Source organism: Salinicola socius, from assembly GCF_001937195.1.
GTDB classification, from domain to species: Bacteria; Pseudomonadota; Gammaproteobacteria; order Pseudomonadales; family Halomonadaceae; genus Salinicola; species Salinicola socius.
This window is the reverse complement of record NZ_MSDO01000023.1, coordinates 42,828-67,196: the sequence shown is the minus strand read 5'-3', so window position 1 is coordinate 67,196 and position 24,369 is coordinate 42,828. Positions and strand designations below refer to the sequence as shown.

Here is a 24,369-nt window from a genome sequence, read left to right as displayed (position 1 = left end):
ACCGGCAACTTTTTCGCTAAATAAGCATGGCTTCGGGCAGTGGCAGACGCTGCCCCGGCCGATCCTCGGCCAGATTGAACGCGTCACGACACTTGCGTAACGAGGCAGCCCCCATGCCAGTAGCGGAAAAGAAAGCGGAAGCGCCTAGCCAATTCACCCCGTACCAGCCGGCGCCGGGTGAAGAGTATATGAATGAAAAACAACTTGCGCATTTCCGTGAGATCCTTCTGGGCTGGAAGCAGGATCTGATGGAAGAAGTCGACCGTACGGTTCGCCACTTGCAGGAAGAGGCCAATAACTTCGCCGATCCTGCCGATCGCGCCACGCAGGAGGAAGGGTTCAGCCTGGAACTGCGAACGCGGGATCGCGAGCGCAAACTGCTCAAGAAAATCAACGAAACGATCGAGAAGATCGACGAAGACGATTACGGTTTCTGCGAGGCCTGCGGCGTCGAGATCGGCATTCGCCGCCTCGAAGCGCGTCCCACCGCCACGCTGTGTGTCGACTGCAAGACGCTGGCCGAGCTCAAGGAGAAGCAGCTCGGCGGCTGATCGCAGTGCGGGACACTGTCTGATACGACGGGCACCTTGATCGGTGCCCGTCTTGTTTTCCGTTGTTCGATATCGATCGCCGCTGGAATCCTGATGACCTCTGCCAAGCGCTACACTGGACGCTTCGCTCCCACGCCCTCAGGGCCGCTGCACCTGGGTTCGCTGGTCGCGGCACTGGGTAGCTGGCTCGATGCGCGTGCCGTCGAGGGGCGCTGGCTGCTGCGCCTCGAGGATATCGATCCGCCGCGATGCCCATCCGGCACCGACGACGTCATTCGGCGCCAACTGGAAGCCTTCGGTCTGACCTGGGATGGCGAGATCCGTTATCAGAGCGATCGCGGGGCAGCCTATCAGGCAGCGCTGGACCGGCTGATCGTCGACGGCATGGCCTATCCCTGCGGCTGTTCGCGGCGGGAATGGCAGCAGCATGATCACTATCCGGGTTGGTGCCGTCACGGCTCGCGGCATCCCGAACGCAAGCAGGCCTGGCGTCTGCGCACCGACAAGGGCGTGCAACCGATAATCTGGCAGGATCGGCTGTTTGGCCGCCAATGTCTCGATCCTTCCGGTCAGGGCGACGTGGTCATCAAGCGCAAGGATGGCCTATGGGCCTACCAACTGGCCGTGGTGGTCGATGATGCGGACCAGGGCGTCACCGATATCGTTCGCGGTTACGATCTGCTCGACAACACACCCTGGCAGCGACAACTCCAGTCGGCGCTGGATTACCCCGAGCCGCGCTATCTGCACATGCCATTGATTCTGGGCAGCGACGGCCAGAAGCTATCCAAACAGAATCTCGCGACCGCCATCCCCGACGACCCCGTAAAGGCTCGACCGCTGCTCTACCACGCACTGCAGCTGCTCGACCAGCAACCACCGCCCGAACTGCGCGAGGCGCCTGTCGCCATGCAACTCGCGCATGCCAGCCGACACTGGGCGCCCGAGGCATTGACGGCGACACCCACCCGCGATCTTCACTGATCGCCCATCCGTGTTTCAGCGGTTTTCCCCTACGCCAACGCTCTCGAGGCAGGCCAAAACCGGCTCCCTCTTTCGATTGAAGACTATTGTCTAAGCGAAACTCGCGTCGTTTTGCGCCACCCTGTCGCCATTGCGCCAAGGGATGCACCACAAGCAGGCACTGCGCCCCCCAGATGCCCCCTCATGAATCACCTGGGTCATACGGGAATCGGATCGCAAAACGAACTGATGTGACAGAAATCCATTAACTGCATGTTTTACCTGAAAAAAATATGGAGTGGCACGGCAAGTGCAGTACCTAAGACAAGAAAAACAACAGCGGGTGCCGATCCAACCCAACAACAATCTTTGATCGGAAGTCCCCAAAAGCCCACAACAACAACAAGACGGCACTCAACCTAGGAAGGCAGATCGCCACTGACCCAATAACGACAACATGGGCAGCATGCGAACGAGAACACGAACAACAACAATCGTTCTCGAGCCGATGCAAAATCAGGACGCGACGATCTTCATCAACGGGCAACAACAACAAGCCTCCCGGTGACCCGAAGACTTCTCGGAACAACGACAAGAACCGAGAGAGGGCATTGCCTGTCGTGGTTGGATTATTGTTTTGAATACGAGGTGGTCGCTACACAGCAAAGCTGACAACGACAAGCCAGTGACTGCACTATCGTTCAGCGACTGTGGTGCGTATTCAAGGCGATGCGCCATCACGAACAAGAAGAAGCGGCATGGACGTTGCGAAGCATGCTTACGAAGGGAGACCCGCCGGGTCTCCCTTTTTACTGAGCGCACTTAACCTACCGAACGCACTGACTTGCTCAGCAAACTGATTACTGGCCACGCTAGTGAGTGAGCCCGCTTATTAGTTAACCCGATGATTAGTTAACCTGATATTGGTTAACCTGATATTGGTTAACCTGATATTTGTTAACCTGATATTGGTTAACCTGATGACAACTTAGCCCGCCGATTACCGACATCACTTCCGCCCGCACTGTCGGCCCCGCCGGCCAATGACGCCAAGCGGCGTCCGTCAACGATGCCGGTATTAAACGGATGGTTCGCTACCGTCTTCCCGCTGTGACTTATCCCCTCCATCCCCCGTCAATCGACCTGTTCCGAAACTTTTTCAGCCACCCGGTAGCGCCCGCCTGCCTTTGCAAGCCTGCTGGGCTCCGCTACACTGGAGTTTTGCTACCTCGCGAGTCGATTTCGCCGCATGTTCAAAGGATTTTCCCGCTTTCTCCAACGTCCCGGTGAACGTTTGAAGACTTTCTTCGGCCCGGAATCCGCGTCAGCTGCCGAAGACACAACGCCTACCCGACAAGTCCTGCCTCGCGACGAACATAATGTCTCGCGCCAGAACCTCAGCGAGAGCGCGCTCAAGGTGCTGTACCGGCTCAATGGTGCCGGCTACGATGCCTATCTGGTCGGCGGCTGTATTCGCGACTCGCTACTCGGCAATCGACCCAAGGATTTCGACGTCGCGACCAATGCGACGCCGGACGAGGTGCGTCAGCTATTTCGCAACTCCCGCATCATCGGCCGTCGATTTCGGATCGTTCACGTACGTTTCGGCCGCGAGGTCATCGAAGTCACGACTTTCCGTGGCCGCCACGGCGAAGAACACGCCGGCAATCACAGCCAGCAGTCGGATGAAGGCTTGCTGCTCCGCGACAATGTCTGGGGCAGCGTCGAAGAGGACGCGATCCGCCGCGACTTCACCGTCAACGCGCTTTATTACAGCGTCACCGATTTCGCGATCCACGATTGGACTGGCGGCCTTCAGGATCTCGAGGACCGCGTTCTGCGCATGATCGGTGATCCGGAAACCCGCTATCGCGAAGATCCGGTACGCATGCTGCGAGCGGCCCGTTTCGCCGCCAAGCTCGATTTTCGGATCGCCGAGGAGACCGAGGCACCGATCCGCGAACTGGCCCCGCTGTTGCTGCAGATTCCCCCGGCAAGACTGTTCGAGGAAGTGCTCAAGCTGTTTCTGTCAGGCCACGCCCTGCAGAGCTTTCGCGTACTGCGTGAACGCGGGCTGTTCGCCATGCTGTTTCCGGAAAGCGATGAAGTGCTCGACCAGCAGCCCTGGGCGGTCGCGCTCGTCGAACAGGCGCTGGCCAATACCGATGCGCGGATTGCCCAGGATCGGCCGGTTACGCCCGCGTTTCTGTTTGGTGCCCTGCTATGGCCCTGCGTACAGCAACGCACGCTGCGTGTCGCCCACGAGCAGGACCTGCCGGACATCCCGGCACAACAGGCCGCGGCGCAACAGGTCATCACTCGGCAGCTGCAGCATACCTCGATTCCCAAGCGCTTCAGCATGCCGATGCGCGACATCTGGGATCTGCAGCAGCAGCTCCCTCGCCGCCGCGGGCGTCGGGTATTCCAGACACTGGAACATCCGCGTTTTCGGGCTGCCTATGACTTCCTGCTGCTGCGTGAGGAAGCTGGCGAGATATCCCCCGGGCTCGGCGAATGGTGGACCCAGTTCCAGCAGGCCGACGAAGAGGGCCAGCGGGAGCTGATGGCAACTACCGGTGGCGGCAACGCTGCCACCCCCGCTGCCGGGCCTGGTTCCAAGCCGCGCCGACGCCGCCCGCGCAAGCGCCGGCGTCCGACCAACAAGCCGACCCCTCCGACGCTGGATGACTGAACGCCAGCGCCCGGCCCTGGCCTACATTGGCCTCGGCAGCAATCTGGAAGCGCCACGGGATCAGCTGGAACGAGCGCTTTCGGCCCTGGGGTCGCTGCCTCTGAGCGAGTGCGTCGCACGCTCGTCGCTCTATACCAGTGCTCCCGTCGGCCCGCAGGATCAGCCCGATTTCATCAACGCCGTCGCCGCGATCCGCACCCGGCTCTCGCCGCTGGCGCTACTCGATCAGCTCCAGGCGCTCGAGCAGCGCCATCGCCGGGTGCGCAATCGCCACTGGGGGCCGCGCACGCTGGATCTGGATCTGTTGTGGTATGCGGGCCTCGAGCGACACTCGCCCCGCCTGACGCTGCCCCACCCGCAGATGCGCCATCGCCGATTCGTGCTCGAACCGCTGGCTGAAATTGCCCCGACGCTCTCCATCGATGGCCAATCGCCGCTGACTCTTGCCGCCAGGCTCTCGGACCAGACGCTGACTCGGCTGACACCATGAATCGGGTGTGCCGATCCATGAAGCCCCCATGCCGCCAACGTCGTGTTGCGTCTTGTCGACAACCCATTACACTCCCTGCTCGACAGCCGCTCGCACTCGGCTCCGCACCCGCCTCAGAATGCGTTAACTCGTAGCCCCACGCGGCGGTATCGGGCGAGGCAGCCGATGTCGGCCGGCGGTCTCGCCATCCATGGGAGAGAAAGCATGAAGCGTGTCACCCTCAATACGCTGCGCGACTGCAAGGCGCGCGGAGAAGCTTTCAGTTGCCTGACCGCCTACGACGCCACCCTGGCGCGCTGTGCCGATTCGGCCGGAATCGATGTGCTGCTGGTCGGCGATTCGCTGGGCATGGTGCTACAGGGCCACGCCAGCACCCTGCCGGTCACGCTGGAAGACATCCGTTATCACACGAAGTGCGTGGCGCGTGGCAAGCAGCGAAGCCTGCTGATGGTCGATCTGCCGTTCATGAGCAACGCCGATACCGGCCAGCTGCTGCGCGACGCCGGCGAATTGATGCGCGCCGGTGCCGAGCTGATCAAGATCGAGGGCGAGGCGTGGATGGCCGACGGCATTCGCGAACTCTCGCGTCGCGGCGTGCCGGTCTGCGCACACCTCGGCTTGACCCCGCAAAGTGTCCACCAGCTGGGAGGCTTCAAGGTCCAGGGCAAGGCCGCCGACGATGCAGAGCGCATCGTCCAGGACGCCCGGCTGCTGGTCGAGGCCGGCGCGTCAGTGATCCTGCTCGAGTGCGTGCCTCGAGTCGTCGGCCGGGCCGTGCGTGAGGCCGTCGACGCTCCTGTCATCGGGATCGGCGCCGGGCCGGACGTGGATGGACAGATTTTGGTCATGCACGACACGCTGGGCCTGAGCAGCGGCTACGTGCCCCGTTTCGTGCAGAATTTCCTGAAAGGCCAGGAGAGCATCGAAGCGGCGTTTGGCGCCTACGACGAGGCAGTCAAATCCCGCCGCTTCCCAGCCGAGGAGCACTGCTTCTGATGCAGACGTTGCACGAGATCGCGCCACTGCGTGAAACCCTGCGTGAGCACCGGATCGCCGGCCGGCGCATCGCGCTGGTTCCGACCATGGGCAACCTGCACGAGGGCCACCTGAGCCTTGTCGATCGCGCCCGAGCGTTGGCCGATGTGGTCGTTGCCACGCTGTTCGTCAATCCGCTGCAGTTCGGCGCAGGCGAGGATTTTGGCCAGTACCCGCGCACGCTCGATGACGATCGCGAGCAGCTGGCGACACGCGGCTGCGATGTGCTGTTCGTCCCCAGTGTCGAGACGCTCTATCCCGGTGGCCTCGAGTCACAGACGACGATCCACGTGCCGGACATTTCCGAGGGGCTTTGCGGGGGAACTCGCGTCGGCCACTTCGATGGCGTCGCCACAGTGGTGTCGCTGCTGTTTCATCTCATCCAGCCGGACATCGCCTGTTTTGGCGAGAAGGACTTCCAGCAGCTGGCCGTCATACGCAAGCTGGTCGCCGACCTTCACTTCCCGATCGAGATCGTCGGCGTGCCCACCGTTCGAGCCGAAGACGGTCTTGCGCTCTCTTCGCGCAACGGCTATCTCACCGCGAGCGACCGTGCGCTGGCGCCCACCTTCCACCTGATGCTATCGCGCTGCCGCGATGCGCTGTCCAGCGGCCAGTCGCCCGGCACCGCGCTGGCGGATGCCACGCAGGCGCTGCAGGAAGCCGGCTTTCGACTCGACTATCTGGAACTCCGCGGACCATTGCTGGCGCCATTCGATGCCGCGAAGCATCGCGAAGGCCGCCTGCTGGGCGCGGTCTATCTCGGGTCGACGCGCTTGATCGACAATCTCGCCGTCACGTTTCGCTCTCCTGACGCCGGCACCCGCCATGGCTGATGCTCGCTGGCGCCCGGCGCTGCCGACGGACCTGACACCTATCGCAGGATGGATCGAGACGCCAGCGGCGCTGGAACGCTGGGCCGGACCAGGCCTCTCGTGGCCGACGGATGGCAACACGCTGTGGCGGGAAATCGATGGACCCAATCCGAACTCGATTTCATTCTGTCTCGAATCCGAGTCCCGGCCGGCCGCCTTCGGCCAGCTCGTCATCAAGGGTGAACGCCACTATCATCTGGCCCGGATCATCGTCTCCCCGGCGCAACGGCGAAGGGGGCTGGGCGAGGTGCTGTGCCGACGATTGCTGGCGGAGGCGCGTCAGCGTCGCGCCGAGCGCATCACGCTCAATGTCTTCGCCGACAACCAGCCAGCGATCGATCTCTATCGGCGATTGGGCTTCGTCAACCAAGGCGCGATCGACACGCGTGGCATTCAGCCGATGCAGCTGAGACAATTTGCCATCAATGGCGACAGTGCAGACCTCTAGCCTCTGCCGCGTCGTGGTGACGCCGCCGGCTCGACAGTAGAAGAGACACGATGAACCAATTGAGACCGGACCCCTTCTCCCCGTATCAGTTCTACACGGCCGAGCAGTGGGCCGAATTTCGAGCCGACACGCCGCAGACCCTCTCCGCCGAGGAGTTGCAGCGGCTGCGTTCGCTCAACGATCCGATCGATCTGGGCGAGGTACGGCGGATCTACCTGTCGCTGTCGCGCCTGCTCTCGTCCTATGTCGAAGCGAGCCAGCGGCTTTACGCCCAGCGCAAGCGGTTCCTGGATATCGACGACACCCAGAAGACGCCGTTCATCATCGGCATCGCCGGTTCCGTCGCCGTGGGAAAATCGACCACGTCACGCATTCTCAAGGAGCTGCTGGCACGCTGGCCTTCCAGCCCCAAGGTCGACCTGGTCACGACCGATGGTTTTCTCTACCCCAATGCCACGTTACGCGACAGGGACCTGATGGCTCGCAAGGGCTTTCCGGAGAGTTACGATATCGGCGCCCTGCTGCGCTTCTTGTCCTGGATCAAGGCCGGAGCGCGCAACGTTCAGGCGCCGCTCTATTCGCACCTGACCTACGACGTGCGCGAACATGAATACCAGACCGTCGATCGCCCCGACATCCTGATCGTCGAAGGCATCAACGTGCTACAGGTCCGCGACCTGCCGGAGGACGGCAAGATGGTGCCGTTCGTGTCGGATTTCTTCGACTTCTCGATCTACATCGATGCCGAGGAGAATCATATTCACGAGTGGTATCTGGAACGCTTCAAGCTGCTGCGACAGACCGCCTTCCAGAACGCCGATTCGTTCTTCCATCGCTATGCTCAGATCGGCGAAAGCGAGGCCGTGGAGATCGCCGAAGGGCTATGGCGGGATATCAATCGACGCAACCTGCGCGAGAACATTCTGCCCACCCGCCCTCGTGCCGATCTGATCCTGCGCAAGGGCCGTGACCACCTGGTGGAACAGGTCGCGTTACGCAAGCTGTGATCGCGACCGAACGCTAACCGAGGCGCTCACCAACCTTGCGGAGTGGCCGATTCAGAAACACCGTTTTGTCATTTTGTGTAAAACCACCGAACTTTTTCGCTTGCTGCCCTTCCCATAGAGCGTCTTGGGAGTTCATGGGCAGGATAAGTAAGGATGCTGATTTCAGTACAGGCGCTACGAGCCCTGGCGGCGTGGATCGTCGTCTTTCATCACTTCATGCAGGTATTTTTCGGTTTCAAGGCGGATAATTGGGTCGAATATCTGTTTTCCACCCGTGGCCAGGTGGGTGTGGATATCTTCTTCGTCATCAGCGGCTTCGTCATCACGGTTTCGAGTCGTGGCAAGCGGCTGACGACGCCACAGTTTCTGCTGCATCGCGTCGTCAGAATCGTTCCCGCCTACTGGCTCTACACCGCCATCACCGCGCTGGTCATCTATTTTGCCAGCGACGTCATGCCCGAGTACGGCCTGGGCCTGAAGCCGTTGATCCTGTCGCTGTTCTTCATTCCCACCGAAAACCCGGCCGGCTACGGCTACTATCCGATCTTGCCGGTCGGCTGGACCCTCAACTTCGAGATGCTGTTCTATCTCGTCTTCGCCGCTTCGCTGATGCTCAAACGCGAGTGGCGGCTGTGGGCCGTGGTACTGACCATCGTGGTCATCAACACGCTATTCGCGCATCAACCGTTCATCAGCAACTTCTATACCGATCCGATCATCTTCCAGTTCCTGCTCGGCCTGGGGATCGGTGCCGTCTACACCCGCTGCGGCATTCCCGGGGGCCGCTGGTGGCCCTTGGCACTGGCAGTTGCCAGCACCGCGACCATTCTGTGCTTCGACGATCCCTCGGGAGCCAAGCGCTTTTTTGCCTGGGGCCTGCCCAGTGCGCTACTGGTCATCGCGTTCATCGGACTGGAGTCGCGTATCGGCGACAATCGCGTGTTCAAGGCGATGGGGGATTGGTCCTACTCCACCTACCTGCTCCACGTGATCGTGCTGTGGTCGGGAAACTACGTGCTGACCGAGCAGTTCGGTCTCAGTCCTTACCTGGCGCTGGCGATCTGCCTGCCGATCATCGCGGTCTGCTCGTGGCTCAGCTTCGAGTTCGTGGAGAAGAAGTTCTCGCGACAGCTCAAGCGCCATCTGCCGATGCCGCGCCCTCGAGCTGTCGCGGCATGAGACGCCCATGAAAAACGCCCGGCCTGCAGGATGCAGGCCGGGCGTCGTCGGTCACCGCCGAAGAATTACTCTTCGGTGACGAGCGTCGCTTCGAAAGCGGCTTTCTCTTCCGGAGTGATCTCCTTGATCGACAGCTTCACGCGATTGCGGTTGTCGATATCGAGCACCTTGACGGTCACTTCCTGGCCTTCGTTCAGATATTCCTTCACGTCGTTGACGCGCTCCGGCACGATCTGCGAGATGTGCACGAGGCCATCGGTACCCGGCATGAAGTTGACGAAGGCGCCGAAGTCGGCCAGACGCACGACCTTGCCGCGGTAGAGCTTGCCGATTTCGGCTTCGGCAGTGATCCCGAGCACGGTATCGATGGCCCGCTTGGCGGCGGAGCGATCCTCGGCGTAGATCCGCACGGTGCCGTCGTCGTCGATGTCGATCGAGGCGCCGGTCTCTTCGCAGATGCTGCGAATGGTCGCGCCGCCCTTGCCGATGACATCACGAATCTTGTCCGGAGAGATCTTGATCGTCTGCATCGCCGGGGCGTGGTCGGAGACCTCGGTGCGGCTCTGGCCGATCACGGCATTCATCTGGTCGAGAATCTCGATGCGAGCCTGATGCGCCTGCTGCAGCGCGGTCTCCATGATCTCTTCGTTGATGCCTTCGATCTTGATGTCCATCTGCAGCGCGGTCACGCCGTTGGCGGAACCGGCCACCTTGAAGTCCATGTCGCCGAGATGATCCTCGTCGCCCAGGATGTCGGTCAGCACGGCGTAGCCATCGTCATTCTTGACCAGCCCCATGGCGATACCCGCCACCGGCGCCTTGATCGGCACGCCGGCATCCATCAGCGCCAGCGAGGAGCCGCACACGGAGGCCATCGAGCTGGAACCGTTGGATTCGGTGATCTCGGAGACGACGCGAATGGTGTAGGGGAAATCCGCTTCGCTCGGCAGCATCGCCTGGATACCGCGGCGGGCCAGACGACCATGACCGATCTCGCGACGCTTGGGGCCACCCATGAAGCCGGCTTCGCCCACGCTGTACGGAGGGAAGTTGTAGTGCATCAGGAAGCGATCCTTGCGCTCGCCTTCCAGTGATTCGATCAGCTGAGCGTCGCGCAGCGTGCCCAGGGTGGCGATGACCACCGCCTGAGTCTCGCCACGGGTGAACAGGGCCGAACCGTGGGTGCGCGGCAGCACGCCGACACTGATGTCCAGCGGGCGCACGGTCTTGTGGTCACGGCCATCGATGCGCGGCTCACCGGCGACGACACGACGACGCACGGTGTGCTTCTCGAGGCTGGCCAGCGCGCCGCTGACCTCATCGACGCTGTACTGCGGCGCATCACCGCTGGCCAGCTGCTCGATCGCCTTGTCCTTGATCTCGGCCAGCGCATCCTGACGCGCCATCTTGTCGGTGATGCGATAGGCCTCGCCCACGGCGGACTCGAAGCTGGCGGCAATGGCTTCCTTGAGCTCGCCATTGACGGCGGCCGGCTGCCAATCCCACTTCGGTTTGCCCGCTTCGCCGACCAGAGACTTGATCGCGTCGACCGCAACCTGCATTTCCTGGTGGGCGTAGAGCACCCCGCCCAGCATCTCGTCTTCGGTCAGTTCCTGCGCTTCCGACTCGACCATCAGCACGGCCTTGTCGGTTCCGGCCACGACCATGTTGAGCTCGGAGGTAGCGAGCTCTTCGACCGTCGGGTTGAGGAAGTAGCCACGTGACTCGGTAAAGCCGACGCGCGCCGCACCGATGGGGCCGCTGAACGGCAGGCCGGAGATCGCCAGCGCCGCGGAAGTCCCGATCATCGCGGCGATGTCAGGATCCTGGTTGCGATTGGCGGAGAGCACGGTGCAGATGACCTGCACTTCGTTCATGAACCCTTTCGGGAACAGCGGACGAATCGGACGGTCGATCAGGCGCGAGGTCAGCGTCTCTTTCTCGGTGGGACGCCCTTCGCGCTTGAAGAAGCCACCGGGGATCTTGCCCACGGCGTAGGTCTTCTCCTGGTAGTGCACGGAGAGCGGGAAGAAATCCTGGCCGGGCTTGAGGTTCTTGCGACCGACGACGGTACACAGCACCACGGTGTCGTCCATGGTGACCAGCACAGCGCCGGTGGCTTGGCGCGCGACGCGCCCGGTTTCTAGGGTGACGGTACTCGAACCGTACTGGAACGTGGTCTGAACCGGATTCACGGGCTTTCCTTTACTTGTCGAATTCATATTGGGTCTTTTGACTCGGCGCTTATTCTAGGCGTTCGTGGAAGAGAGAGCTACCGATGGGCGACCTTGGTCCCATACCGGTCAATACGAAAAAACGCCGCCTGAAAACGCAAAGACCTCCACCCTGAGGGTGGAGGTCTCGGCTCTGGACGATCGAGAATCTTCGGACGCTAGAAAATCTTCGAACGGTCGAGAATCTCTACGCCATCCGCCCGGTCGCCGATCGGCAGCCCGGGCGGCAGAGACTCACGCTTCGCGTTTGCCGTCGACCAGACGACGCAGCTTCAGCGGGTTGTCCTGCTTGATCGCTTCCGGTCGCAGCGCGTCCGGCAGATCCTGGTAGCAGACCGGACGCAGGAAACGGAAGATCGCCGCGGTGCCCACGGAGGTGGTGCGCGAGTCGGAGGTCGCCGGGAACGGGCCACCGTGAACCATGGCATCGCACACTTCCACCCCGGTCGGCCAGCCGTTGACCATCACGCGACCCGCCTTGCGCTCGAGGATCGGCAGCAGTGCCTTGGCGGCCTCCAGATCGGCGTCGTCCATCTGCAGCGTAGCGGTCAACTGACCTTCCAGGTGCTCGGCCACCTGCTTGAGCTCGGCGGCATCGGCACATTCGACCACCAGCGACGTGGAGCCGAACACCTCTTCCTGCAGCGCGTCGCTGCCCAGGAAATCCTGAGCCGTGGCCACGAACAGACCGGTCTGGCACTGGTTGGGGCCTTCGCCTTTCTGGCCGCGCGCGACTTCCTTCGCCTTGCCGCTACCGGCCAGCGTACTGACGCCATTCTCGTAGGCATCGAAGATGCCCGGCGTGAGCATGGTCTGGGCGGCACTGCCCTTGACTGCCTCGCTGGCGGCGTTGACGAAGGCGTCCAGTTCCGGCCCCTTGATCGCGATCACCAGACCAGGATTGGTGCAGAACTGCCCGGCGCCCATGTTGAGCGAACCCACGAACGCCTTGCCCATCTCTTCACCACGCGCCTTCAGCGCCGCCGGCAGCGGGAAGACCGGGTTGATGGAGCTCATTTCGGCATAGAACGGGATCGGCTCGGGACGCGACTGCGCCGCCTTCCACAATGCCAGACCACCGCTGCGCGAACCGGTGAAGCCGGCCGCCTTGATGCGCGGATCGGTGACCAGCGCCGTGCCGACTTCGCGACCGGAGCCGTACATCAGCGAGAACACGCCTTCCGGCAGGCCGCACTTCTTGACCGCGGCCTGGATGGCACGACCCACCAGCTCGCTGGTACCGGGATGCGCACCATGTGCCTTGACGATCACCGGACAGCCCGCCGCCAGTGCAGAAGCGGTGTCGCCACCGGCGACGGAGAACGCCAGCGGGAAGTTGCTGGCACCGAACACCACCACCGGGCCCAGCGCGATATGGCGCTGGCGCAGGTCGACCCGCGGCATCGGCTGACGGTCCGGCAGCGCCGGATCGATACGCACGTCCAGCCACTCGCCGGCACGCACGGTCTTGGCGAACAGTCGCAGCTGGCCACATGTGCGGCCACGCTCGCCCTGGATACGACCCTGGGGCAGGCCGGATTCGGCCACGGCGCGCTCGATCAGCGGATCACCGATCGCTTCGATCTCATCGGCAACGGTTTCCAGAAACTTGGCGCGATCCTCGAGCGAGGTTTCGCGATAGCTGTCGAACGCGTTCCACGCCAGTTCACAAGCGCGATCGACCTCAGTCTGAGTGCCACCGGGGTAGCTCGGATCGAGGCGTTCGTTGGTTGCCGGATTGATCCCCTGGATCGGATCGCGACTTCCCTTGACGGCCTGCTGACCGATTAGCATTTCACCTGTCAGATTCATGTTGCCTCCTGCAGTGATGGTGGATACTCGTTCATCTACCGGCATTGAGCCGGATGCAACTTATCTTGTACCTGCCACAGCATAGTGTCTTGAAACCGTTACCGAGCGGATTCGTCTCCGCCGGGCGATCCTGACTACATGGGTCCACGGCACGGTCGTTTCAACGCACGAGGGCCGGACGCTTGGGATCGAATTGCCAGCCGTCGATCAGATACTGCATCGCCATGGCATCGTTACGCCCCCCGGCGGGCAGGCTGCGATAGAGCGCATTGGCCTGCTCGATGCGCTCCATGTCGATCTCGATCCCCAGTCCCGGGGCGTCTGTCACTGCGACCTTGCCATCGACGATCTGCGGCGGATTGCGGGTCAGGCGGGCATCGCCCTCCTGCCAGATCCAGTGCGTGTCCAGCGCAGTAGTGCGACCGACGGCGGCGGCACCGACCTGGGCAAACATCGAAAGCGAGATATCGAAATGATTGTTGGAGTGTGACCCCCAGGTCATGCCGTGATCCTGACACAGCTGTGACACTCGCACCGCGCCGGACAGCGTCCAGAAGTGCGGATCGGCCAGCGGAATGTCGACCGAGCGCAGCATCAGCGCATGGGCCATTTCGCGCCAGTTGGTCGCCACCATATTAGTGGCTACCGGCAGCCCGGTGGCATGGCGAAACTCGGCCAGAATCTCGCGACCCGAGAACCCCTGCTCGGCGCCGCAGGGATCCTCGGCGTAGGCGATGACGTCGTGCAGATTCCGGCATAGCCGAATCGCCTCGTCGAGCGACCAGGCGCCGTTGGGATCGATGGTCGTACGTGCCTCGGGGAAAGCCTTGTGCAGCGCAGTAACGGCTTCGATCTCCTGCTCGCCCGGCAGGGCGCCGCCCTTGAGCTTGAAATCCCTGAACCCGTAGCGATCGTGTACCGCTTCGGCCAGCTCGACGATTCGCTGTGGCGTCATCGCCGCCTCGTCGCGCAGACGGTACCAGTCGTGACTGGCACCCTCGGTTTGGCGGCGATAGCCAAGCGGCGTGGCGTGACCATCGCCGATGAAGAACAGATAGCCCAGCACCTCGACACTGTCGCGCTGCTTGCCGTCGCCCAGCAGTTCGGCAACGGGCACGTCGAGGAACTTGCCGAACAGATCGAGCAGTGCCGCCTCGAGCGCCGCGACCGCATTGACCCGCAGCTCGAAGGTCCAGGAGCCCTTGCCGAAGTCCTCGAAATCGGCACCGCGACCGGCGGAATGCAACGATGCCACCATCGACCTCAGCTTACCGATGGGCTGACCCACGACCAGCGGGCGCGCCTGTTCCAGCGACTGCTGGATCGTCTCGCCGCCCGGCGCCTCGCCAACACCCACATGACCAGCGCTATCCTCGAGAATGACCAGGTTGCGAGTGAAATAGGGAGAGTGCGCCCCACCGATGTTAAGCAGCATACTGTCCCGGCCGGCAACCGGAATGACCTTCATATCCCTGATAGTGGGCGTAGCGTGGCTCGACATAAGGGGGGTTCTCCAGCTATCGGACGGCACGGCGTGGGCTCACTGCCAGTGAAGCACCACCGAACCATTGATCCACATTGAAAGTCGTTCGCAGCGAAAGCGGTTCACAATAAAAATCGCGGGGCGACATCGTGTCGCCCCGATGATCCCGAATCTCGATCAGAGCGCGCGGGCTTTTTCGATCAACTGCTTGAGCGTGGCCCGCTCTTTCTCGTTAGGCATGGTCAGCGGCGCACGCACGTCGCCACCCGGATAACCGACCAGATCGGCACCGGCCTTGATCAGGCTGACGGCATAGCCTTTCTGGGTATCGCGCATGGTGACGAACGGGATGAAGAACTCGCGTGTCGCCTGACGAACGAACTCGCGGTTGCCCTTGCGCAGTTCCTGATAGAACTTCACCGCCATCTCCGGCACGAAATTGAAAACCGCGGAAGAGTAGGTGCTGACGCCGATGGCCAGATAGGCTTCGGCGATGATTTCGGCCGTGGGCACGCCACCCACGTACGCGAGGCGATCGCCCAGCGTCTTGATGATGATGTTGAGCGCCTGCATGTCGCCCTTGCCATCCTTCAGGCCGACCAGGTTCGGACAACGATCCGCCAGCGCCTGAACGCCATCGACGGTGAGATAGCCATTGGCGCGGTTGTAGTAGATCACGCTGAGATCGGTGGAATCGCAGACGCTGGCGGCGTACTCGACGATGCCGGACTGCGGGCATTCTGTCAGGTACGGCGGCATCAGCAGAATGCCGTCGGCGCCCGCTTCCTGCGCGGCCTTGGCATGGGCCTTGGCAAGTTCGGCGCTCTGACCGGCGCTGGCGATGATCGGCACATGCCCGCCGATGGTCTCCACGGCGACTTTGACGATCTCGCGATACTCTTCGATCGTCATGTTGAAGAATTCACCGGTACCGCCTGACACGAAAAGGGCGGAAACCTCATACTCCTTGAGCCACAGCAGACGGCGGCGATAGCTCTCGACGTCGAACTTGCCGTCGGCATCGAAATCGGTCACCGGGAAAGACAGCAGACCGTCGGTGATCGAGGCAACAACCGCTTCTTTGGAAAAATTCACCTTGATTCCCCTCATCGTGGGTTAACGTAAACCAGCATTCCATCACTTGGCCGCTGCGCCCCGCCAAGGGCAGAAAACGAAAGAGTGATATTCTGTGGGCATGTTGTCATACATCATACTAGATTGCCGTTAGACCTTAGATGAATTCCCCGATCCGGCACGCTCACCGACGCTTCAGCGACCGAAAGGTAACTGCGTTGTCGATAGCACTTCGCGCAACCCCATGAACGAGCGGATCTGGCGCACCCCGGGCAAATAGATCAGCTGCTCGGCATGCAGCCGGTTGAAGCTCTGGTTGTCGCGGGTACGGATCAGCAGGAAATAGTCGAACTCGCCGGTGACCACATGGCACTCCATGCAGCCGGAGATATGCTGGGCGGCCGCTTCGAAATCGGCAAACGACTGCGGCGTCGAGCGATCCAGCACGACACCGATCAACACTACCATTCCGACATTGAGCCGCTCGGCGTCCAGCAGCGCAACCACGCCCTTGATCACCCCTGTCTGCTTGAGCCGTTCCACACGGCGCAGGCACGCCGGCGGGCTCAGGCTGACGCGCTCGGCCAGGGCGACATTGGAGATCGAGGCATCGCGCTGAAGCTGCTCGAGAATCTGACGATCGATGCGATCCAGCGACGAGCCCGTGTGGTAACCGACTTCCGACATGATCTTGCACCTGCTTCGCTTAATTTAATTGCCTTGTATCGATAAATCATAAAATAAAAAGTCTATAAAATAGAAAAATCCGATTTTAATTTCCGAATATGATCCTGATTTTGCAACCCCAACTTTACCGTTTCGCTCTAGGATAGACCGGGTCCACTTCACAACAACAACCGGTCCCGCCATGAAACTCGACAAGTTTTCTCGTTACCCGTTGACCTTCGGTCCCTCCCCCATTACGCCGCTGAAGCGTCTGAGCCAGCATCTCGGTGGCGACGTCGAACTCTATGCCAAGCGTGAAGACTGCAACAGCGGGCTTGCCTTCGGGGGCAACAAGACGCGCAAGCTCGAGTATCTGATCCCCGAGGTGCTCGAAGGCGGCTACGACACGCTGGTTTCGATCGGCGGTATTCAATCCAATCAGACCCGCCAGGTCGCCGCGGTCGCCGCACATCTGGGTCTCGAGTGCGTGCTGGTGCAGGAGAACTGGGTCAACTATCACGATGCCAGTTACGACAAGGTCGGCAATATCGAGCTGTCACGCATCATGGGTGCCGATGTCCGTCTCGATCCCGCCGGCTTCGATATCGGCATCCGCGAGAGCTGGGAACGCGCCATGGAAAGCGTACGCGCGAAAGGCGGCAAACCGTATCCGATTCCTGCCGGATGCTCCGAGCACCCCTACGGAGGGCTGGGTTTCGTCGGCTTCGCCGAGGAAGTCCGTCAGCAGGAGCGCGAGCTGGGTTTCCGCTTCGATTACATCGTCGTCTGTTCGGTCACCGGCAGCACCCAGGCCGGAATGGTGGTGGGCTTTGCCGCAGACGGCCGCGCCCGTCAGGTGATCGGTATCGACGCCTCGGCCAAGCCGGAGCAGACCCACGCCCAGATACTGCGCATCGCCCAGAACACCGCCGAGCTGGTCGAGCTCGGCCAGCCGATCACCGCCGACGACGTGATGCTCGATACCCGCTTCGGCTATCCGGAATACGGCCTGCCCAATGACGGCACGATGGCAGCGATTCGGCTCTGCGGTCGGCTCGAAGGCGTGCTCACCGACCCGGTCTACGAGGGGAAATCGATGCACGGCATGATCGAGAAGGTACGCCTGGGCGAGTTCCCGGCGGGTTCGAAGGTGCTCTACGCCCACCTCGGCGGCGCACCGGCGCTCAGCGCCTACGCCGAGCTGTTTCATCAGGGCTGAATCGGACCAGATGAGTCGAACGGGCACGAGCCAGAAAGCTGCAGTGGCGTGCCGGCCACGCCACTGCGGTATGCTGCCGATACCCACTTTTGCCGGAATCCTGCCGATGTCCAACGCTTCCGACCGCACGCCAGTCCGACCGCCACTGAACGAGATCGTTAGCTGGGAGGCGACCACGCTATCGCAGCGCATTCACGACCGATCGGTCTCGTGCCGCGAGGTCATGACCGCCTACCTCGAGCATATCGACGTCGTGAACCCTGTGGTCAACGCCATCGTCTCCCGTCGCGAACGCGCTCCGCTGCTCGCCGAGGCCGAGATCGCCGATCGCGAACTCGCCGTCAGGCAGTCTCGCGGTTGGATGCACGGCTTCCCCCAGGCCATCAAGGATCTCTCCGACGCCAAAGGCCTGCCGACCACCCAAGGCTCACCGTTGCTCGTCGGTCAGATTACCGGCCAGGACAGCCTGATGGCCGAGCGCATGCGTGCGGCCGGCGCCATCATCATCGGCAAGACCAACACACCGGAATTCGGCCTCGGCTCGCAGTCCTACAACCCGGTATTCGGCGCCACCCGTAACGCCTTCGATCCTTCGCGCACCGCCGGCGGGTCCAGCGGTGGCGCGGCGGCGGCACTCGCGATGCGGATGCTGCCGGTCGCCGATGGCAGCGACATGATGGGCTCGTTGCGAAACCCTGCCGCCTTCAATCACGTGATCGGCTTTCGTCCTTCGTTCGGGCGCGTGCCCGGTCTCGCCGCCGACCCGTTCGGTCAGCAGCTTGCCACCAACGGTCCGATGGGGCGAACCGTCGAAGACGTGGCGCGACTCCTCGAGACGCAGTCCGGTTTCGATTCGCGCGTTCCGCTTTCGCTGGGAGAGCCGCTGGTCCCCGCAGGCGGCGATATTGCGACTGCTCTTGAACGCGACGTTGGTGGATTGAAGATTGGCTGGATGGGCGACTGGCGCGGCTACCTGGCGATGGAGACGGGCATTCTTCCGCTGTGCGAAACGGCGCTGGCGCGCTTTACCGAGCTCGGTTGCGAAGTGGAAACCGTCGATCTGCCCTTCGATCCCGAGACGCTGTGGGACAGCTGGACGACGCTGCGCCACTGGGCCGTCGCCGGCAACCTCGGCGCGCACTACGCCGACCCCGCCAGCCGCGCCCTGTTGAAACCGGAAGCCAGGTGGGAGATCGAACGCGGTCTGCGACTCTCGGCGCAGGCCATCCACGTTGCCAACGTACAGCGTGGCGACGCCTACCGCGCCTGGAGCGCCCTGTTCGAACGCTTCGACTATCTGGCCATGCCCAGCGCCCAGGTCTTCCCCTTCGATGTGGAGACACATTGGCCTCACGAGATCGCCGGGCGAACGATGGATAGCTACCACCGCTGGATGGAAGTGGTGATTCCCGCCTCGATGCTCGGCGCCCCGGCGATCAGCCTGCCAACCAGATCGAGTGATGCCGGCCTGCCCATGGGTTTCCAGCTGATCGGCAAGCCCCGCGACGACTGGGGCGTACTACAACTGGCGCGCGCCTTCGAAACGGTCGGTGGCGATCTGGCGATCCTGCCGCCGGCGCTTGGCGTGTGACCACGACCGACCGCCGGTCAGGAAGCCAGGCGCTCATCGGGTAGCGCCTGCAGCGCGTCGTAGGCCGCCAGCACCGTGGCCCGCTGTGCCGCGACGCCAGCCTGGAAGTCGGCAGCGTAGACCATCTCGTCCGGGTATTCGGTGATCAATGTCATCGGCACGCGATGGCGGTCGTCCTCCATTATCAGACACGGGAAACCGTTGATCATCTCGAAGCCGGTTTCGCCGGCATATCTTTCGAACAGGGCGATCTGGCGATCATTGAACGCGCGCAAGCCAGACACCTCATCAAGGCTCAGCGTTACCCGCTCGATCAGCCAGCGTGACGCCTCGGCCCAGCCAGGCGCATGGCGCAGGATCAGAAAGAATCCCTTGGGCAACGTCCACATTTCGAACCCACGTGGAATGTACCCCGACAGCGGCCGCGTCCATTCATGCGCCGGATAGCCATGCAGGTTGAGATGCAGCCTTGCCTCGCTGAGCCGTTCCGCCTCGAGCCGAATGGCCGTCTCATGGCGATCGTCTTCACGGTATTCCAGATCATCACCGAGCGCCGTGTAGCGCGCGGCATGATGCATATGCCGGGGGTTATCGGCGATCAGACGCTGATGCAGCGCATAGCCGTCCGGGTTCTCCAGCGGGCATAACGTGAAGTGAGCCCCGTCGCGGGATGCCAGCAGCTGCGCCGCCTGCAGCGTGCCGGCCGGCGAGCTGGTCTCGTTGGCGTGCTGGCCCGCCGAGATGATCATGGCCCGATCCGGGCCCGCGAAGTAACGCCCCTCGAGGCGACGCCCCGCCACGGAGATCGCGTGAAACGCGATACCGCCGAGCCTGGCCAGCTCCTCGCCTATCTGACGTGTCGACAACGGCCGGGTGACGGCATCCAGCGGCTCGTGGTGAGTCGTGATCGACTCACGGTCATAGCCCCGCGTTTCCACCTTGACCGAATACTCCGTACCGAATCGGATCTCCGGCACGATCTGGCCCGGCCGCAGATGACGATCGCCCAACGGCCGTCCGGAACGACGCTGGAATAGTTCCAGCAGCGAGAAATAGAAATCCTCGTGCAGCGCCTCCCGCAGCGACATCACCTCGTCGGCGTAGCCGAGAGGCTCATCGGCGATCGGTAGCGTCGCGGTGATGTTGAGTTCTTCGAAATAGGGCTCTTCGAAATAGGGCGCTTCGAAACAGGGCGCTTCGAAACAGGGCTCGTCGCCCCACTCGCCGTCCCTGATCGCACTTGTCGCCTCCATGAACAGCTGCTCGTAAACGGTCGTCAGCTTGCTCGCGGCACCCTCGACGATCTGCCAGCCGCAGGGTGACAGCGCCTCCTCGTCGGCGAAATCGCGGTGGGATCGGTTGGGTGCCAGCACGTCCAGCGTTTCATCGCGACCGTCGGCGTAGCGTAGTCGCAGGCGGTAAGTCGGGACTGCTTCGCTGATCTCGCCGGCCTCGAACCGAAAATCGACCGCCGGATAGAGTGCCGACAGCGGGTAGCTCTCGAGCAGAAAGCGTGCCGGTTGGGCGGCCGGATGAATCGGATAGACGATCTCGACGCTGACCAGACCTTGGGTCGCGATCTCCTCGCGAAAAGCGCAGACCAAAGGCTTGTAGGCCGAACGACAGCGCGCCGTGATGCCTCGACGCGCCAGCGTGGCCTCGGCCGCCCGCCGCGTGGACTGATCATCGAACGTCCAGGTTTCCAGTCTTCGCCCGGTGGATTCGGCGACGAGCAGATCGAGCGTCGCGGGGTAGTGTTTCTCGAACAGGATCACGACGACACTCCTCGCAGGACGGTTTCGAAAGCACAACGAAGAAGCGGCGCCCTTTCCGATAAAGGCGCCGCTCCGGGTCATGCGGTGAGGGTCACGCTACGACGACGATGACCATTTGTCACCCACCCCGTTCAGAACACGAACGTCAGCAGCAGGTTGAACACCAGCGCGGCAATGAAACCCAGCGGCGCGGCGCGGAACAGCAGCTTGGGCAGAAGCCCCGAACGCGCTTCGTCCGTCGGGCAGGAGCCGAGAATCAGGCTGCCACCGGAGGAGAACGGCGAGATCGAGGTGGCCTGCGCGCCGACCACGATGGCGATGAAGATGATCATCGGATCGATCGACAGCGTGCCGGCCAGCGACGGCACCAGCGGGAACAGTGCCGGCGTGACCACGCCCAGGGTACTGGCGAACAGCGACATGAACGCGGCAACGACGCCGAACGCGACGGGGATCAGCACCGGCGGGATGTTGGTACCGATCCAGGAGCCGAGCAGATCGATGGTGCCCGCCTTGATCGCCACCGAGATCAGCATGCCGACGCCGCAGATCATGATGATCGTGCCCCACGGCAGCGAAGCGATCGCCTTGCGCTCGTCGCCCAGTTTCATCAGTAGCGCGATGACCGAGAACACGCTGGCGATCAGGCCGATATCCACCTTGGAATTGACGAACGCTACAGCGGTATTGTCGGGCAGAATCAGACTGGCGATCGGCGGCAGCAGCACGGTCGCCATCATCACCAGGGTCAGAATCAGGGTGGAACGCTGGTCAGCACTCAGCGGGCTCGGGCGATCGACATGCGCCATCGATACCATCGCCGTGCCTCGCTTGCGGCTGAACAGAATCAGACCGGCCAGCACCACGATCGGTACGATCATGGTGCTGGCGAAGATGCCGAAACTGTTGATGAAAGCCTGATTGTCGGAGATGCCCGAATTGGTCATCAGCGTGCGGAAGATGATGCCGCTCTGACTGGAAACGAAGTTGGCGCCTGCCAATGCACCATAGTTGACCGCCATGGCGCCGACGATCAGGTTCAGCCCGGTGCGGCTGCACAGCAGCAGCGTGATCGGCGCCATGAAGGCCAGCACCGTGTAATAGCCGGCACCGAGTGCGGAGATCACCACCGCCGCCAGGAAGATGGCGAACGGCAGCAGATGTGGAAAATGGCGGCAGCGGTACATCAGATGCTCGGCCAGCTTCTCCAGCGTGCCGTTGACGATGGCGAAACTGTAGAAGAGACAGACCGAGAAGATGATGAAAAATATCTTCAGCGGCCACATGGCGATCACTTCCTTGGGGCTCAAACCCAGCCCGAAGCAACCGATCAGATACGCGAAGGCGATCGCGAACAGCCCGATATTGATTTTGGTGCGATAACCCAAAACGATGGAAACGACGATCGCTCCCACCACCAGAAGACTCATCATAATTCTGTTCCCCTTGCGTACTTGTCATGCACTCTTCATGCGTGCTTGTCGTGTCGTCCGTCGGCCTTCAGTTCGCAGGTCCGATCTTGAACAGCGTGGCCGGGTTATCGGCCAGAATCCGCTGACGTTCAGCCGCATTCGGCAGCAGTGTCTGCATCAGGGCGAACTGCGCCTCGTAATCGGTCTGGGACTCGAACCTCGTGTGAGGCCAGTCGCTGCCCCACAGCAATCGCTCGCTATGACCGTAGGCATCACGCAAGCGATCGATGGAGCATCGCGCCTGATCCAGATTCGAGCGGCTACGATAGGTCGCTGACAGTTTGACCCAGATGTTTTCGCTTGAAAGCAGCGACAACAGCGCCTGATGGTGCGAATTGACCGGATCGATCTCGCCATTGGGCAAACCGAAATGATCGATCACCACCGCGACACCCGACTTCAGGATCTGCGGTACGACCACGTCGAGATCTTCCATGCCGCGCTGAATCTCCACCGACCAGCCTCGCTGCGCCACTTTGGCGAATAGCGTTCGCCACGGCGCACTACGATAATCTTCCAACGGCTGGCCGATCAGATTGAGTCGAATGCCGACGACGCCGGCCTCGGCCAGTTCGTCGAGCGATTCGTCGGCCGCGTCCCGTTCCACCACCGCTGTGCCGCGCAGGCGATGCGGGAAACGGCGTAGCGCCGCGACCATGTGACTGTTATCGGTGCCCAGAAAGCTCGGCTGCACCAGCACGCCATGGGAAAGACCACAATCGTCGAGATGGCCGAGATACTGCTCGACGGTCGCGTCGTAGTCCGGGCTGTAGCGGCGGCTGTCGGTCAGTCTCAGGCCCTGATGGAAGATATGCGCATGGGAATCGACCCCGGTCAGCGTGACGGTAGCGAGTTGCGTCATGAATGGCCCTTGATGGATGGCATAAGCACGTGACGGCGAACGAAATGTTCGGCCCAGGTATAGATCTATTCATATAGTTGAATGTATCTAGCCCAAGCATACCTCTATTTAGTCGTATTTTTATGGGCTTACGACTAAAGGTGACAACAAAGATGATACATTTGTTTGAAACAACACGAGGGGTACATTCATGAAGGGGACAAGCTCCATGACAGACGAACGTCTGCCGCTCTATCAGCGGCTACGTGACGATATGCTGTCCAAGATCTCCGCTGGAGAATGGACACCTGGTGGCGCGATACCGACGGAAGCCGAGCTGACCAAGCACTACGGGGTCGCCGTCGGAACGCTGAGAAAGGCAGTGGACACGCTGGTGCAGGACGGGCTGATGAAGCGCAGTCAGGGGCGCGGCACTTTTATCCTGCGGCCCAATTTCGAAGGGTCGCTGTTTCGCTTCTTCCGCCAGGTGGATGCCCGCGGCGATCGCCGGATCCCCATTAGCCGTATCCTCGACCGTCAGCTGGAATCCCCCGCTCGATACGTCGCGGATGCGCTGGAACTCGCCCCCTTGGAAAAGGTCATTCGGCTGGAAAGGATTCGCCAGATCGACGGGGTGACCCTCCTGCATGAAGACATCTGGCTACCGGCTTCCTGTTTCGAGGCCTTGATGCAGATCGATACCGACGATTTCGGCAATCTGCTCTATCCGTTCTACGAGGCACAGTGTGGACAGTTGATCGGCTCGGCTCGGGAGACGCTCACCGTCGAGACCGCCGATCAGAAGCTGGCCGACATTCTGGAGATCGACACCGAGCAGCCGGTGGTCATGATCGAACGACTCGCGTTCGGCTACGATCGCACGCCGCTGGAATATCGGCGCTCACGCGGCCCTGCCGATACCTTCCGCTATCAGGTCGATATCACCTGAGCCGGGGCTCGTC

The 24,369-nt window shown here is 62.0% G+C and carries 20 protein-coding genes; 12 read left to right on the top strand and 8 right to left on the bottom strand.

Going from position 1 to position 24,369, the window contains the following annotated elements; genetic code table 11:
- The first annotated feature begins 113 nt into the window (after nt 1–113).
- The 9 genes from dksA to BTW07_RS15530 all read left to right on the top strand — a co-directional run bounded on the left by dksA (nt 114) and on the right by BTW07_RS15530 (nt 9,240).
- Nucleotides 114–551 (top strand): RNA polymerase-binding protein DksA, encoded by a 438-nt coding sequence (gene dksA / locus BTW07_RS15570; protein ID WP_075571096.1) that lies wholly within the window; start codon nt 114–116, stop codon nt 549–551.
- Nucleotides 552–644: 93 nt separating this feature from the next.
- Nucleotides 645–1,535, top strand: a complete 891-nt coding sequence (gene gluQRS, locus BTW07_RS15565; protein WP_075571095.1) for a tRNA glutamyl-Q(34) synthetase GluQRS — start codon at nt 645–647, stop codon at nt 1,533–1,535.
- 1,228 nt (nt 1,536–2,763) lie between these two features.
- Nucleotides 2,764–4,206 (top strand): polynucleotide adenylyltransferase PcnB, encoded by a 1,443-nt coding sequence (gene pcnB / locus BTW07_RS15560; protein ID WP_075571094.1) that lies wholly within the window; start codon nt 2,764–2,766, stop codon nt 4,204–4,206.
- Nucleotides 4,199–4,696 (top strand): 2-amino-4-hydroxy-6-hydroxymethyldihydropteridine diphosphokinase, encoded by a 498-nt coding sequence (folK, locus tag BTW07_RS15555; protein ID WP_075571093.1) that lies wholly within the window; start codon nt 4,199–4,201, stop codon nt 4,694–4,696. Before pcnB ends, folK begins: the two co-directional genes overlap by 8 nt.
- 204 nt (nt 4,697–4,900) lie before the next feature.
- A complete protein-coding gene (gene panB / locus BTW07_RS15550; RefSeq protein ID WP_075571092.1) occupies nt 4,901–5,692 on the top strand; it encodes a 3-methyl-2-oxobutanoate hydroxymethyltransferase in 792 nt (263 codons plus the stop codon).
- A complete protein-coding gene (gene panC / locus BTW07_RS15545; protein ID WP_075571091.1) occupies nt 5,692–6,567 on the top strand; it encodes a pantoate--beta-alanine ligase in 876 nt (291 codons plus the stop codon). Before panB ends, panC begins: the two co-directional genes overlap by 1 nt.
- Entirely contained in the window at nt 6,560–7,054 is a 495-nt protein-coding gene (locus BTW07_RS15540) for a GNAT family N-acetyltransferase (RefSeq protein WP_075571090.1), read from the top strand. The genes panC and BTW07_RS15540 overlap by 8 nt, the downstream gene beginning before the upstream one ends.
- A gap of 50 nt (nt 7,055–7,104) precedes the next feature.
- Nucleotides 7,105–8,061 (top strand): type I pantothenate kinase, encoded by a 957-nt coding sequence (coaA, locus tag BTW07_RS15535; RefSeq protein WP_075571089.1) that lies wholly within the window; start codon nt 7,105–7,107, stop codon nt 8,059–8,061.
- Between the two features lie 153 nt (nt 8,062–8,214).
- Nucleotides 8,215–9,240 (top strand): acyltransferase family protein, encoded by a 1,026-nt coding sequence (locus BTW07_RS15530; protein ID WP_075571088.1) that lies wholly within the window; start codon nt 8,215–8,217, stop codon nt 9,238–9,240.
- Between the two features lie 65 nt (nt 9,241–9,305).
- Here the strand turns inward: BTW07_RS15530 and pnp are convergent, their stop codons facing one another.
- The 5 genes from pnp to BTW07_RS15505 form a co-directional block, all read right to left on the bottom strand.
- On the bottom strand, nt 9,306–11,435 hold the full coding sequence (gene pnp, locus BTW07_RS15525) for a polyribonucleotide nucleotidyltransferase (RefSeq protein ID WP_075571087.1): 2,130 nt from the start codon (nt 11,433–11,435) through the stop codon (nt 9,306–9,308).
- Nucleotides 11,436–11,708: 273 nt separating this feature from the next.
- Nucleotides 11,709–13,286, bottom strand: a complete 1,578-nt coding sequence (locus BTW07_RS15520; protein WP_075571086.1) for an aldehyde dehydrogenase (NADP(+)) — start codon at nt 13,284–13,286, stop codon at nt 11,709–11,711.
- 160 nt (nt 13,287–13,446) lie between these two features.
- Nucleotides 13,447–14,721: an enolase C-terminal domain-like protein gene (locus BTW07_RS15515; protein WP_244158400.1), complete on the bottom strand. Its 1,275-nt coding sequence runs from the start codon at nt 14,719–14,721 to the stop codon at nt 13,447–13,449.
- Between the two features lie 225 nt (nt 14,722–14,946).
- The gene (kdgD, locus tag BTW07_RS15510) at nt 14,947–15,864 is read right to left on the bottom strand and encodes a 5-dehydro-4-deoxyglucarate dehydratase (protein ID WP_075571110.1); all 918 of its coding nucleotides are present in this window, start codon (nt 15,862–15,864) and stop codon (nt 14,947–14,949) included.
- Nucleotides 15,865–16,038: 174 nt separating this feature from the next.
- Nucleotides 16,039–16,530 carry an Lrp/AsnC family transcriptional regulator gene (locus tag BTW07_RS15505; protein WP_075571084.1) on the bottom strand — a complete coding sequence of 164 codons (492 nt, stop codon included), beginning with the start codon at nt 16,528–16,530 and terminating at the stop codon, nt 16,039–16,041.
- Nucleotides 16,531–16,711: 181 nt separating this feature from the next.
- Between BTW07_RS15505 and BTW07_RS15500 the strand changes: the two genes are divergently transcribed.
- Nucleotides 16,712–17,728, top strand: a complete 1,017-nt coding sequence (locus BTW07_RS15500) for a 1-aminocyclopropane-1-carboxylate deaminase (protein ID WP_075571083.1) — start codon at nt 16,712–16,714, stop codon at nt 17,726–17,728.
- A gap of 106 nt (nt 17,729–17,834) precedes the next feature.
- Nucleotides 17,835–19,319 (top strand): amidase, encoded by a 1,485-nt coding sequence (locus BTW07_RS15495; RefSeq protein WP_075571082.1) that lies wholly within the window; start codon nt 17,835–17,837, stop codon nt 19,317–19,319.
- A 17-nt stretch (nt 19,320–19,336) separates the two neighbouring features.
- Here BTW07_RS15495 and BTW07_RS15490 read toward each other — a convergent pair whose 3' ends face one another.
- From BTW07_RS15490 to BTW07_RS15480, 3 genes are all read right to left on the bottom strand, one after another.
- Nucleotides 19,337–21,094: a M14 family metallopeptidase gene (locus BTW07_RS15490; protein WP_075571081.1), complete on the bottom strand. Its 1,758-nt coding sequence runs from the start codon at nt 21,092–21,094 to the stop codon at nt 19,337–19,339.
- 131 nt (nt 21,095–21,225) lie between these two features.
- Nucleotides 21,226–22,527 carry an SLC13 family permease gene (locus BTW07_RS15485; protein WP_075571080.1) on the bottom strand — a complete coding sequence of 434 codons (1,302 nt, stop codon included), beginning with the start codon at nt 22,525–22,527 and terminating at the stop codon, nt 21,226–21,228.
- Nucleotides 22,528–22,594: 67 nt separating this feature from the next.
- Nucleotides 22,595–23,428: an amidohydrolase family protein gene (locus BTW07_RS15480; protein WP_075571079.1), complete on the bottom strand. Its 834-nt coding sequence runs from the start codon at nt 23,426–23,428 to the stop codon at nt 22,595–22,597.
- 208 nt (nt 23,429–23,636) lie between these two features.
- Here BTW07_RS15480 and BTW07_RS15475 point away from each other — a divergent pair, with 208 nt between their 5' ends.
- A complete protein-coding gene (locus tag BTW07_RS15475) occupies nt 23,637–24,356 on the top strand; it encodes a GntR family transcriptional regulator (protein ID WP_110642990.1) in 720 nt (239 codons plus the stop codon).
- Nucleotides 24,357–24,369: the final 13 nt, after the last annotated feature.